The organism is Ruegeria sp. R14_0, assembly GCF_017743975.1.
Taxonomy (GTDB): Bacteria; Pseudomonadota; Alphaproteobacteria; order Rhodobacterales; family Rhodobacteraceae; genus Ruegeria.
This window is the reverse complement of sequence record NZ_JAGHRC010000009.1, coordinates 1-13,069: the sequence shown is the minus strand read 5'-3', so window position 1 is coordinate 13,069 and position 13,069 is coordinate 1. Positions and strand designations below refer to the sequence as shown.

Here is a 13,069-nt window from a genome sequence, read left to right as displayed (position 1 = left end):
CGTCTAATCCAGCCGCCCGACCAGCGACTGCGTGATACCGAGGTCCTGAAAACCGGCCTTCAATGCATCGAATCCTTCATGGGACGCCAGTGGAATGCCCCAGCCCCCGCATTCTGCCAATGTTCGAGCCTGTTGGATTGAAAGATCCACCATTGGAAGGGGTTCATCCGAAGTGAACTTGGCCAGGGCATCCGCGTACCGCGTCGCCTCATCCCAGTCCTGCCGCGCCAGCATGACGGCGCTGGCATCTGTGTAGAAGTGCAGGTGACTATGCCCAACGCAGCCCTCGGCGATGATTTCCTCACCCAGTTTGAGGTGGTGATCCTGCGCCTCTGGGTCGGTTTCAGCCATGGCCAACGCCGAAAGCGCCTTTGGTCCCACGAAATTCCGTCCATGTTCCAGGGCGATGTCCACGGCGCGGCGGCCGGTTTCGCGGGCTGCTTCGATCTGACCGGCATAGACTTGCGTTCGCGCCAGATGCTCTAACGCCTGGGCCTCCAGGCGCTTGGCCCCGACACGGTGGGCGATCTCTGCTGAAACCGAGAAGGTGTCCAAAGCCTGATCCAACTCGCCCAGGAACGTATGCGCCACCCCCAGGCAGGTCTGTGCCACGCATTCCGGCACAAAGGCGAAGTACTTTTGCGAGACCTCAATAGCCTCCTGTGCGTCCTTTTTGCCCTGCGCCACATCGCCCGTATAGCTGCGGGCGACGCTGAGGTTGTGCAGGTTCGCCGCCAAGTCGCGAACCAAACCCTTTTCCCGCGCCCGCTCAACGGCCTGCGTATAAAACCCTGTGGCCGTCTGCATCGTGGCATTCATGAAATTGGCATCGCCAAACCCGCTGAGCGCACCCACCTCCAGACGCGCGGATTCCAGCTTTCTGGCCAGTGTTAGAGCCTTTTCGTTGCTCTCAAGCGCCTTTTTCACCTGTCCTAGCGGGAAATAAACATTGCCGCGGACATAGTTGATCTGGGCAATGTCACGATCAGACCCGCAGCGTTCGGCGGCGGCCTCAGCAATATCGAGGCTTTCAAGTGCTTCTTTGTATAGGCTGGCCTGACGCGCGGCCTGCGCCAGCCCGATATGCGCCCGGCAGACCTGTTCATCCGTATCCGCCAGTTCGGCGGCTTCCTTGAACTCGCGCAGCGCATCATCGGATAGGCCCTGCAACCGGTGCGTCTCACCCCGGGCACACAGCAGGTCAAACCGCACTCCGGCTGGCGAAGGTAGTTCCAGCGCCCGCTCGATCAGCGGGCTGGCGTCGTCGAACTGGAATGCAAGGATCAGCTTGTCGGCGGCCTCCAGATAAGCCTGCGCCGCATTGTTCGCGCCCGCACGGTCCAGATGTTGTGCCCGCAGCGTCGCGTCGCGATCTTCGAACCATTTGGCTGCCTGACGATGCAGCCGGGCGCGTTCGGATTTCACCAGTGTCGCGTATGACCCATCCCGGATCAGCGCGTGGGCAAACATAAGATCGGCCCCCGCCTCGCGGATTAGGGCCGAACGGATCAGGGTCGAAGTGTCCAGATGCCCTTCGCCCAAAAGGAAATTCAGCACTTCGGGTGAAAACCGTTGACCAAGGACCGAAGCCGCCTGAATCGCTGCTCGGCTGGCGCGATCCAGAGAATCCAGTCGAGACTGCACAATGCCCTGAATGCTGCCCGGAACAGATTCCTGTTTCAGCACGTCGATGTTGCGCAGCAATTGTTCAAGAAACAACGGATTGCCCCCGGCGCGTTTCACGCAAGTGTCCAACAATTCGGGATCGATGCCCGTGAACTCTTCAACCAGTTTTCGGGCCTGTTCATCCCCCATGGGCGCCAGTTCCAACTTGGAAATCAGCGCGCCGTCTGTGGCCATCTGCCATTCACGGTTGATCGGATCACCCTCGACCCGGCTGGTCATCAACAAAACGCACGGCAGATCGCGCGTCATCGCCGCGATATGGGCACAGGCGGTTAGGATTTCCGGCGAAGCCCAGTGGATGTCTTCGATCTGGATCAGCAGCGGGGCCTCTGCGCTGCGGGCTGTGATGAGCTCATCAATGACCTGTCGTCGCCCGCGCAGACGGGTGGCATTGTCCATCACCGCATAAACCTCGGCCAGACCTGGGTCCTGCTCCAACTCCAGCAGGGCGTTCAGGTGACCCGCGTTGGCCGCCGAGACCCAGCCCTTGGTGATGGCGTCCGCTGCGACCGAGGCGCAAGTGGCGGCATTGTCCGTAGGCTCTAGCCCCAGAATGCTGCGCGCCACGGATTGAATGGCCGAATGCCCCTCGCGCGTGCCGAAATCCATGACTACGCCGTTGTGGATGGAATAGGACAGGCTGTCTGCCAGTTCGGCCACCTGTTCGGACAGATGGGTCTTACCTATGCCCGGCTCACCCAGAACGATATGGACCTCGCCCTTGCCGTGCCGCTGACAGCGGTCGAAGGTGGCCGAGAACAAGGACAGCTCTCGCTCGCGACCCACAAAACGATGCCGGCGCGACCGGATGTTGCGCGCCATGCGGTCCAAGCGCCACAGCTCAACCGGGGCACTTAACCCTTTGATCGTCTTTTCGCCCATCGACTCACCGACAAAAAGCGGCCCTAACGCTCGCTGAATGTCGTGTGAGACCAAAACCTCACCCGGCGCGGCCATGTCGGTTATGCGCGAGGCCAGGTTCACGCCGTCGCCCGTAACCGTGTATTCCGTGTGCGCCTCGCTGCCCGTCGTACTGGCAATCACCTGCCCCGAGGCAAGCCCGATATGACAGGAGAGCGGCGGGTTCAGGCTGGGCAGCACCGCATGGATTTCCAACGCCGCGCGCGCTGCGCGTTCGGTATCGTTTGTGTGTGAAATAGGCGCGCCAAAAACGGCCATCACCGCATCACCGATATGTTTGTCGATCCGCCCGCCGTATTTCTCGACCACGTGATCGACCTTGGCGAAAAAGCCGTTGAGCAGCGCGTGCATGTCTTCGGCATCCAGCTCGCTGGTCAGGCGGGTGAAGCCGGTCAGGTCGGCGAACATGACCGTGACCTGCCGCTTGGCGGGTTCAAGCGGGGTTTCGCGTTCATAGGGTTGTACAGTTTCAAAAGTCTCAAGTTCAGAAATCGCGCGCAGCAATCTGCGGCGGTCTCCGACAGCAGTCACACCGATTTCGATCAGATCTTCGCCCGTCAGATCGGGCAAAATTGCGAAATCAATTTTATTATCCAAAAAGGCTTGCGCGTAGTCAGATAGTCCAAGTGCGCTTAGCCAGTCCCTAAGGTCCTGAGACATGTCGCCCCTCTGAAGCCCCCAACTCCAGACACAGACGTAACACAACAGACCCGCATGAGTCTGCAAAGTTTGAATATTTTAATGTTTATGCACACCCAATTGCCCGAGCGGAGGGCAATTGGGCTTTTTCAATCAGGCCTCGGCTTCCAATCCGTCGGTCGACAGATCGTCCAGTTTAGGCATCAGGCGCAGCAATTCGGCCGTGTATTCAGTCTGCGGATTGGCAAACAAAGCGTTGGTTTCCTGCAGCTCGACCACTTTGCCCTGCTTCATTACGGCCACTCGGTCGCACATCTGGCGTACCACCGGCAGGTCGTGGCTGATGAACAGCAGGGTCAGGCCCAGATGTTCCTGCAAATCCTTCAGGATGTTCAGAATCTGCGCCTGGATCGACACGTCCAGTGCGCTGGTCGGTTCGTCACAGATCAGGAAGCGCGGCTGCGTCGCCAGTGCGCGCGCGATCGAAATCCGCTGGCGCTGACCGCCCGAAAACTCGTGCGGGAATTTCAGGCCCGCTTCATGCCCCAGTCCCACCTGATCCAACAGCTCATCCACGCGGCGCTTGATATCGGACCCGTCCATCAGTTTGTGATGGCGGATCGGTTCAGCCACGATGTCATCCACCCGCATGCGCGGGTTCAGCGAGGAATAGGGATCCTGGAAGATCATCTGGATGCTCTTGCGATAGGCATCCAGAGCAGCCTTGTTGGTCAGGTCGCTGACGGTCTGGCCCTCAAAGGTGATCGTGCCACCATCCACCGGGTACAGCCCCGCAATCATCCGCGCGATCGTCGACTTGCCCGAACCGGACTCGCCCACAACGCCAAACACTTCGCCCGCGCGAATGTCAAAGCTGACGTCATCAACGGCGGTGAAATAGGTGCGATCCCACGGCAGCAAGCCTTTGCGCTGCAGGAACTTCTTGGTCAGGTTGCGAATCTCGAACACCGGTTTGCTGGTGTCATTGTCCACCTTGGGCCAGTGGCGCGCCATGTCTTCGATGGCAAACCTGGTCTCACGCCCGCCATAGCTGATCTGCGGAAAGCGGTGCAGTTTCAGCGTCGGGCGCGGCACGGCGGCGATCAAAGACTTGGTGTATTCGTGGCTGGGCTGCCCCATCACTTGCGAGGTCGCGCCGGTTTCGACCACCTTGCCCGCATACATCACCGTCACCTTGTCGGTCGTATCCGCGATCACACCCATGTCATGGGTGATCAGGATGACGCCCACCTGACGCTCCTGCGCCAGTTCCTTGATCAGGTCCAGAATCTGCGCCTGAACCGACACGTCCAGCGCCGTGGTCGGTTCGTCCGCAATGATCACATCCGGCTCGGTACACAGCGCCAGCGCGATCACCACGCGCTGCCGCATCCCGCCCGAGAATTGGTGCGGATACTGATCCAACCGCGTGTCCGGGTCAGGAATACCAACCCGGTCGATCAGATCCCGGGCGCGCTTGTTCGCTTCGGCGTCGGAGCCGCCCAGATGGGCCTGGATCGTTTCAACCAGTTGTTCACGCACGGTGAACAGAGGGTTCAGCGAGGTCAGCGGGTCCTGGAAGATCATCGAGATCTTCTTGCCGCGCAGACCGCGCATCGCGTCGACATCCAGTCCACTGATCTGGTCGCCGCGCAATTTGATCGTACCGCTGGCAATTCGGCCGGGCCGATCCAAAAGGCCCATGATAGCGGCACCAATGGTGGATTTGCCCGCCCCGGATTCACCCACCAGACCGTGGATTTCGCCCGGTTCAACGGACAGGTCCACATGGTCCACGGCGGTAAACAATTTGCGGCGCGTCGGGAATTCGACCGTGAGGTCATTGATCGTAAGAAGGCTCATGAAATCACCGCAGCTTTGGGTTCAGCGCGTCGCGCAGCCAGTCGCCCAGCAGGTTGACCGACAGGGCCAGCGCCAGAAGGGTGCAGGCCGGGAAGAACAGGATCCACCACTCACCCGAGAACAGGAAGCCCTGCCCAATGCGGATCAGTGTCCCCAGTGACGGTTGCGTCGGAGGCGCACCCACACCCAGGAAGCTGAGCGTCGCCTCGGCGATAATCGCCAGCGCCAGCGAGATCGTGGCGATCACCAGAACCGGGCTAAGCACGTTGGGCAGGATATGGCGGAACATGATCGGGAACGACCCGCGTCCGATCAGGCGCGCGGCCTGAACGTATTCCTTGTTCTTTTCCACCAGCGCGGCACCGCGCACCACACGGGCGAACTGCACCCAGTCGGACAGCGCGATCGCGATGATCAGAACATAGATCGCCATCTCGTTGCGGTATTCCGGGGGTGTCACGCCCTTGGCGATGCCAAAGATCAGCATCGCCACCAGAATCGCAGGGAAGGTCAGCTGCACATCCGCAACCCGCATGATCAGCGTTTCGACCCAGCCCCCGAAATAGGCGGCGATAAGGCCCAGAACGATACCGATGATCATCGCCAGCAGCACCGCCGACACACCGACGAACAGCGATATGCGCATGCCGTACAGGATGGTCGAGAAAACGTCCCGTCCCTGGTCGTCGGTGCCCATCAGGAACGTGTCCTGCGTAAAGGCATTCGGCGTGCCCGGCGGTGTAAAGCCGTTCATCAGGTTCAGCGACGCCGGATCGAACGGGTTATACGGAGCGATCAGAGGCGCAAAAACGGCCGACAGAACAAGGATCAGCACCACCAGAGACGCGATCATCGCAACTGGCGAATGCCGGAATGACCACGCAAAATCGCTGTCCCAAAACTTGGCGAAACGCGATTTGGTGGGGGCAGAAGGGGTTTCGAAGGTATCGGTCATGTGGCCCTCGCGTCGACACGCAGGCGCGGGTCAATTGCATAGTAGAGAAGATCGACGATCAGGTTGATCGTCACGAACATGACCGAAATCAGCATCAGATAAGCGGCCATGACGGGGATATCCACGAATTGGATCGCGTTGATGAACAGCAGACCGACGCCCGGCCACTGGAACACCGTCTCGGTGATGATGGCAAAGGCGATGATCGAGCCCAACTGCAGACCCGTAATCGTGATCACCGGAACCATGGTGTTTTTTAACGCGTGGCGGAAGTTGATGACCCGATCCGACAACCCGCGGGCACGGGCGAACCGGACGTAATCGGCACGCAGAACCTCAAGCATTTCCGACCGCACCAGCCGCATGATCAGCGTCATCTGATACAGACCCAGCGTAATCGCAGGCAGGATCAGCGCCTTGAGACCGGAAGTCGTCAAGAAACCGGTGGACCAGTTGCCAATCATAACGGTCTCGCCCCTCCCGAAGCTGGGGAGGAGGTCCAATTCAACCGAGAAAATGTAGATCAATAAGATCCCGATCAGGAAGGTCGGCAGGGACACCCCGATCAGCGATACGGTCATGATTATATTCGCAGCGACCCCTTGTCGTCGGATGGCCGTGAATACGCCCAAAGCGATACCCATCGTGATGGCCAGAAATCCCGAGACAAAGGCCAGTTCCAACGTGGCTGGCGCGCGTTCGGCGATGATGGTCGAGACCGGACGTCCCTGACGGTACGACACGCCAAAATTGCCTTGAACGGCCTCTCTCAGGAATTTGTAGTACTGAACCGGAATCGGCTGATCCAGCCCCAGCTCACCGCGCAGCCGGTCGATATCGGCTTGCGTGCGTTCCTGACCCAGCATGTTGTCGATCGGATCGCCAACAAACCGGAACATAGAAAATGCGACCAGACCCACGACCAGCAGTACGATCACGGATTGGAACATCCTTCGGACGATATATGCGAACATTCACTTTCCCCATTGATCCGCTTCTCTACGCACGGGTTGACCAAATGGTCAAGGTATCGCTAACGGGATGACGTCAGAGCGGCCCTTTTTTCCTGTGCCATCGGTTACACCCAGCGCAGGATGGGATTGGCGCTGTTGAACAGGTCCGCACCAACCCACGTTTCAAGCGGCGCTAGTTTACCGTTACCCAGCGCAACAGAAAGAAATTGTCCGGGCGCTGCGTCAGCTCGATATTGCTGCGCGTACCCCAGACCAGAGGCTGCACGTACATCGGCACATAGACCTGTTCGTCCTGAATGATCTGCGCAACCTCGTCCAGCATCGCCTGACGCTTGGTTTGATCCAGTTCGGATTGAATCGCGGGCAACAGCTCGTCTACACGTGCGTTCGAGAAGCCACCGAAATTCCAGCTGCCCAGCTTTTTCTCTTCGTTTGGCGTCGCGACCAGAAAGCGGACGGGGTGTTCGGCGTCAAAGGTACCCGGGCTCCAGCCCAGCAGGTACATGTCGTAGTTATCTTCACGCAACTCGGGCCAGTAGTTACGCACCGGCATCGCCTCCAGTTCAGCCGTGATCCCGATCTGGGCCAACATGCTGACGACAGCCTGACAGACGGCCTCGTCATTCAGGTAGCGGTCATTGGGGCATTTCAGCCCGAACGAGAACCCATCGGCATATCCAGCCTCGGCCAGCAGGGCCTTGGCACCCTCGACATCAAAGGCGGGACGTTCGGCATTGGCCTCAGAGTATCCGCTCATTGCAGGGCTGACCAGTTGAGATGCCGCTTCGGCGTTGCCACGCATGATCGTGGCCAGAATGGCATCTACATTCACCGCCTGCGCAACAGCTTTGCGCACGCGCGGGTCGCGGAACGGGTTCGGTTGGCCCGCATCATCAGTGTATTTCAGCGTCTCGGCTTCGTGGTCAAAGCCCAGCATGATGACGCGCGCTTCGATACCCTGAATGACCTCGACATCGCCGTCCTCTTGCAGACGCGCGACGTCCTGGATTGGCACCGGGTTGATCATGTCCACATCGCCGGACAACAGCGCGGCCACGGCGGTGGCCGGGTTCTGGATCGGGTTGAATTCGGCACGGGTGATGTTGTGCTCGACCTCGCCCCACCAGCCGTCAAACGGCTCTAACACAGTTTTCAGGCCCGGTTCGCGTTCGGTGACCTTGAAAGCGCCGGTGCCGTTGGCATTGATCGTAGCGTAGTTGCCAGCCTCTTTGTCCGGCACCGCGGCGTCGTTCGCCTCGGTCCAGCCCTGATCCATGATCATCCAGTTTGCAATCGACGACGGGAACAGCGGGTTTGGTGCGGTCATCATGAAATCAACGGTGTAGTCATCGACCACGATGACGTCGCTGACCGGGGCAAACCAACTGCGGGTATCGGCCGCCTCGCCCGAAGCACGCTGATAGCTGAACAGAACGTCCTGCGCGTCAAATGTGCTGCCGTCGTGAAAGGTCACCCCTTCGCGCAGGTTAAAGCGCCAGCCATCGCCCTCGCCGATCGGCTCCCAGCTGACCGCCAGAGCGGGCTGAACGCTCATATCCTTGTCGCGCCGGACAAGACCTTCGTAGACGTTGTTGAGGAACCCCAGAACCGGAGCCGAGTTGACCGCGTGCGGGTCCATGGTTTGCGGGTCGGTGGTCGAGGCCCATTTGAAATCTGCAGCCTGAACACTGGTGACAGTCAGCATCGCAAGGCCAATGGCGCTGTTCCTGAGGATCATTGTTATGTCTCCCTGTTTCTGGGGTCGAGTGTTCTTGGTTTTTGACCCGTGCGCAAGGAAATCTCAGGTCGCAACAAAAAACAGGGCGCGAAAATCGCGCCCCGTCTGATCGTCAAAAGTTTGTCTTACTGCATGGTGAAGTATTTGACCTTCGGCTGGTCTTCGGCATCCACTTCGATGCCCACACCGTCAGCCATGCCCCAGTTCAGAACCTGGTGGTGAATGGGGATGTACAGCGCTTCGTCCTGCACCACACGCCAGATGTCGGCAATGTCCGCATTCCGCGCGTCCAGGTCGGTGTTCGAGGCCAGCGACTTGATCTTCGCGTCCAGCGCATCGTCCTGATAGCCGGTGCCGTTCCATGTACCGATATCGTCTTCGCGACCGTGCACAAGGAAGTTGAAGATGTATTCCGAGTCATATGTCGGAACACCCCAACCCAGCATGTAGAAGTCGGTCTTGCTGTCGGTGATCAGCGGGAAGTGCTGTGCCTTGGGCTTGGCGTCCAGATTCACGGTCACGCCAATCTGACCCAGCATGCCAACGGCTGCCTGACAGATCGCTTCGTCGTTGATGTAGCGATCGTTGGGGCAGTCCAGACGAATTGAGAAGCCATCGGGATAACCGGCCTCGGCCATCAGTTCCTTGGCTTTTTCCAGATCGGTGGCGGACTCGCCGTCCATCGCTTCGGTCCAGCCGTTCACGAAGGGCGGTGCGATCATACCTGCGGGCTGCGACTGGCCGCGCATCACGACCTGTTGGATCGCATCACGGTTGATCGCCATCGACATCGCCTGACGCACACGCACATCGGCCAGAGGGTTCTTGCCGTCCACGTTGTCCGCTTCGATGTCATCCGCACCCTGGTTCATACCAAAGAAGATCACGCGGTTCTGCGGCGCTTGCTTGACCATCAGGCCATCAGCACCATTGACGCGGTCAATGTCTTGCACCGGCATGTCCTGCAGGAAGTTCACCTCACCCGACAGCATCGCGGCAACGCGGGTCGCAGCGTTTTGGATGGGGGTATAGACAATCTCGGTCACTTCCATCGGGAACTGGTCGATGCCCCAATAGTTGTCGTTGCGCACCATTACGGTTTTGACGTCAGGCTCGCGGCTTTGCAGCACATATGGCCCGGTCCCGTTGGCGTTGGTGGTGGCATAGGTGATCTCGCCGCCCTCGAAATCCTGCACATTGACAGTGTTGTTCGCCTCGGCCCAGCCCTTGTCCAGAATGAACAGGTTGGTCAGGTTCGATGGCAGGATCGGGTTCGGACCGTCTGTGACGATCTCGACGGTATAGTCGTCAACCGCCCGCACCTCGGTGATCGAGCCGATCAGCTCTTTCATGTCCGAATTGGGCTGTTTGGCCCGTTCAAAGCTGAACACCACGTCTTCGGCGTTGAAATCCGCGCCATCGTGGAACTTCACACCCTCGCGCAGTTTGAAAACCCAAACATTCGGGTCATCAGCCTTGGGACCCCACTCGGTCGCCAGCGCGGGTTCAAACGCGCCAGTTACATCGCGGATGATCAGCGGCTCGTACATCTGGTGGCGAATGGTGTGCGACGGACCTTCGTTTTGCGAGTGCGGGTCAAGCGTCAGCGCGTCACCAGCACGTGCCCATCGCAGAGTTTCGGCCGATGCGGCACCCGCCATCAGTGCAGTCGCACTGGCAGCGATCATCAGGTTTTTAAGGATCATTGTAGTCTCCCCATTTTCGTTGATACCGTTTCTGGAACGGCAGACCGTTTTCGACGGTCTTGGTGGTTGCTGATCATCCAGATGATTTCGACAGTTGCAACACCAGATTGTGAACTATCCGCAATTTCGACAAGCTGAGATACGCCGCGAGTCCGAATTAGACACTAAACACCCCTAGCGCAGGATGACCGAGCGTTGATGCGGGTCATCCGGGAAAACCCGACCGGACTGAACACATTGAAAGATATGCCGGAACACCAACCCCGCCTCTCCACCGGGCGAAACAGCGCCAAAGTACTTGTGCCCGGTCGGGGTGTCATAACGGGTGTTGATGTCGTCGCAATCCACCTGGAAAACATTATGGGGCGTCCGGTCGATATTCTCGGGGCCCGTATGGCCCAAACGGCGCGAGGCCACCTTGTTCTTAAGGTTCGCCGCCTTACTAGCCCGCAGAGCCAGATCGTCCGATGCAAAATAGACGACAACGTTACGCGAGGCGTGGCTAACCAGAACGCCCGGCTCGTGTTCGTGTACGCTTTCATTGACGACATCCGCAGCGACCATGAACGTATTGCGGAACAACAGCGGTACGCCTGAGGCCAAATCGTAGCGATCCCATTCTATCAGCGTCTGACGCAGAACCCGGTTGCCCATCGAATGCGCAAGCAGGTTGATCCGTTTCAGGCACGGCGCAGTTTCGGGCTCGTTGTCATCGCTATTGCGCCATTCCAGAAACCGTTCCAGCACACGGGCAAAGGAAAACCCGCTTTGATCCGCGGATTTTTGGTCGTCCCAGTATTTTTGCACAATCCCCTGTTTGGCATCACTGGGCCAGATCAGTGGCAGCACCATAACTTCGCCGGGATTTGCCTGATCACACAGGCGCTGCAATTCTGTGGTCGTTTGAAACACATCCTCGGGCAAATTGTTAAACCCGTGCAGGTAGAGCATGACCTGACGGCAATCACTGTCACGCACACGTCGCAACAGCTCTTTGCTGGTGATCTCGGTGTGATGTTCATCGTCACCCTTCTCACAATAAAATACCGAGTTCGACGGTGCATTATTGTTCAGGTCAAAGGTGAACCGGCGACCCTTGCGAGTACGGATGCTTTGGGTTGGAAATCTGTTGGTAATAAAAAGCACGAAACAGCCCTCCTGTTGGGGATGGCAGAATCCTAGCAAGCTTGTTTCGGGCTGTCATCAACGTCACAAGCGTTCATGAAAGAACACCACGAGTGCGCCGGACAACGACCAGATCTGGCTTTTGGATCGCGACTGTTGTCCTTTTTCGAAGGAAGATCCGATCTGCGCCTTTTTATTAGGCACCCAATTTTATCACAGATATGACGAAACAACGAATTTGAATCTGATTTTACTCAAAGTGCTTGACTGCAACTCACGTCAGTTACTAAACGGTTCACGCGCTAACTCTGCAATTCTTGCGTGTTTGGTTCGTTTGGTGTCTGGGGCTTTTCCTTTATGTTTGATTTCAATATTTCCGACGCGGACTCATCGGAGTCGGCCATGTACCGCCCAGCGTCTTCCGGTGGCACACATGGCGTTTTGTTCGGCATCGCAAAACGCGGATTTGACCTTGTGGTCAGCTTAGTTTTCTTGCTGCCGCTTGCTGTCCTTTGTGGTGTTGTCCTGCTGATCCTGAATCCGATTTGGAACAAGGGACCCCTGTTTTTTGCACAGGAACGCATGGGCCGGAATTGCAAGCCGTTCACGGCTTACAAGTTTCGTTCGATGCGCCCGGCACCCAAGATCGAACGCAGTGCCGATTGCCCGTTGGAGGAAGACAGGATCACTCCTCTTGGCCATTTCCTGCGCAAAACCCGCCTGGATGAGTTGCCTCAAATCATCAATGTTTTCAAAGGCGAGATGAGCCTGGTCGGACCTCGTCCTGACTATATTGAACATGCACGACAATACCTGTCCGATGTCCCGGGATACCAGGAACGGCATAACGTGCGCCCAGGCATCAGCGGATGGGCACAGGTCGAACTGGGATACATCGAAGGCACTGACGCGACGCGTCGAAAAGTACAGGCGGACCTTTACTACATTGCAAATTCGGGTCTTGCGATGGAAGCGCTAATCGTCTGGCGCACTGTCTCAGTGATGTTGCGCCGCGGTGGTGCGTGACGATGATTTTTTAAGGGTGGATTCGTTTTCGGAACCTAAACGAATCTCATCCTTGTGTATTATGTAAAACACCTCTCCACCAAAAGCCAAAATATAAATAAATTGTTGAATATGTTTTCTACTCAGAACTACCTTGGGTTGTTTTGTGCCAAAGCCGTTGTTTTTGTTAAATGTTTGGTTTGGGCGTATATTTTTTGGTGAATTGTATTTTGAGCACAAAAGAAAAAGAATCCGTTTGTGTGTGGAATTGAGGCAAGACGTTCTTGCTTAAAGCGTCTAGGTGATTGCGGCAAAAATGCGGCGAAAGTGACGTGAAGATTCGAGCAGTTACACACCTGCGAACGGGCCTTTTGGCTTTGGTTTGCGTTTTGGCGACGGGCCTTGCACAGGCGCAGTCGGTGTCCACCTATGGCACCCCCGGTCTGCTTGAGATCCC

Annotated in this window: 8 protein-coding genes; 1 reads left to right on the top strand and 7 read right to left on the bottom strand. The window is 57.7% G+C overall.

Features of this window, described 5'->3' with window-relative positions; translation table 11 throughout:
- Positions 1–3: 3 nt before the first annotated feature.
- The 7 genes from J7416_RS19310 to J7416_RS19280 form a co-directional block, all read right to left on the bottom strand.
- Positions 4–3,267 (bottom strand): adenylate/guanylate cyclase domain-containing protein, encoded by a 3,264-nt coding sequence (locus J7416_RS19310; protein WP_209227058.1) that lies wholly within the window; start codon positions 3,265–3,267, stop codon positions 4–6.
- Positions 3,268–3,399: 132 nt separating this feature from the next.
- Entirely contained in the window at positions 3,400–5,109 is a 1,710-nt protein-coding gene (locus J7416_RS19305; RefSeq protein ID WP_209227057.1) for an ABC transporter ATP-binding protein, read from the bottom strand.
- 4 nt (positions 5,110–5,113) lie between these two features.
- Positions 5,114–6,064 carry an ABC transporter permease gene (locus J7416_RS19300; protein WP_209227056.1) on the bottom strand — a complete coding sequence of 317 codons (951 nt, stop codon included), beginning with the start codon at positions 6,062–6,064 and terminating at the stop codon, positions 5,114–5,116.
- On the bottom strand, positions 6,061–7,038 hold the full coding sequence (locus J7416_RS19295) for an ABC transporter permease (RefSeq protein WP_209227055.1): 978 nt from the start codon (positions 7,036–7,038) through the stop codon (positions 6,061–6,063). The genes J7416_RS19300 and J7416_RS19295 overlap by 4 nt, the downstream gene beginning before the upstream one ends.
- 172 nt (positions 7,039–7,210) lie before the next feature.
- The gene (locus J7416_RS19290; RefSeq protein WP_209227053.1) at positions 7,211–8,776 is read right to left on the bottom strand and encodes an ABC transporter substrate-binding protein; all 1,566 of its coding nucleotides are present in this window, start codon (positions 8,774–8,776) and stop codon (positions 7,211–7,213) included.
- A gap of 125 nt (positions 8,777–8,901) precedes the next feature.
- A complete protein-coding gene (locus tag J7416_RS19285; protein WP_209227052.1) occupies positions 8,902–10,482 on the bottom strand; it encodes an ABC transporter substrate-binding protein in 1,581 nt (526 codons plus the stop codon).
- A gap of 174 nt (positions 10,483–10,656) precedes the next feature.
- A complete protein-coding gene (locus J7416_RS19280; RefSeq protein ID WP_209227051.1) occupies positions 10,657–11,628 on the bottom strand; it encodes an alpha/beta hydrolase in 972 nt (323 codons plus the stop codon).
- A 381-nt stretch (positions 11,629–12,009) separates the two neighbouring features.
- On the opposite strand from J7416_RS19280, the gene J7416_RS19275 reads away from it, so the two are divergent.
- On the top strand, positions 12,010–12,633 hold the full coding sequence (locus tag J7416_RS19275) for a sugar transferase (protein ID WP_209227050.1): 624 nt from the start codon (positions 12,010–12,012) through the stop codon (positions 12,631–12,633).
- Positions 12,634–13,069 lie beyond the last annotated feature (436 nt).

Bases quoted from the DNA above. Each gene is read 5' to 3' on its own strand.
- J7416_RS19295 (WP_209227055.1), bottom strand. From the start codon at position 7,038: ATGTTCGCATATATCGTCCGAAGGATGTTCCAATCCGTGATCGTACTG.
- J7416_RS19285 (WP_209227052.1), bottom strand. From the start codon at position 10,482: ATGATCCTTAAAAACCTGATGATCGCTGCCAGTGCGACTGCACTGATG.
- J7416_RS19310 (WP_209227058.1), bottom strand. From the start codon at position 3,267: ATGTCTCAGGACCTTAGGGACTGGCTAAGCGCACTTGGACTATCTGAC.
- J7416_RS19300 (WP_209227056.1), bottom strand. From the start codon at position 6,064: ATGACCGATACCTTCGAAACCCCTTCTGCCCCCACCAAATCGCGTTTC.
- J7416_RS19275 (WP_209227050.1), top strand. From the start codon at position 12,010: ATGTACCGCCCAGCGTCTTCCGGTGGCACACATGGCGTTTTGTTCGGC.
- J7416_RS19290 (WP_209227053.1), bottom strand. From the start codon at position 8,776: ATGATCCTCAGGAACAGCGCCATTGGCCTTGCGATGCTGACTGTCACC.
- J7416_RS19305 (WP_209227057.1), bottom strand. From the start codon at position 5,109: ATGAGCCTTCTTACGATCAATGACCTCACGGTCGAATTCCCGACGCGC.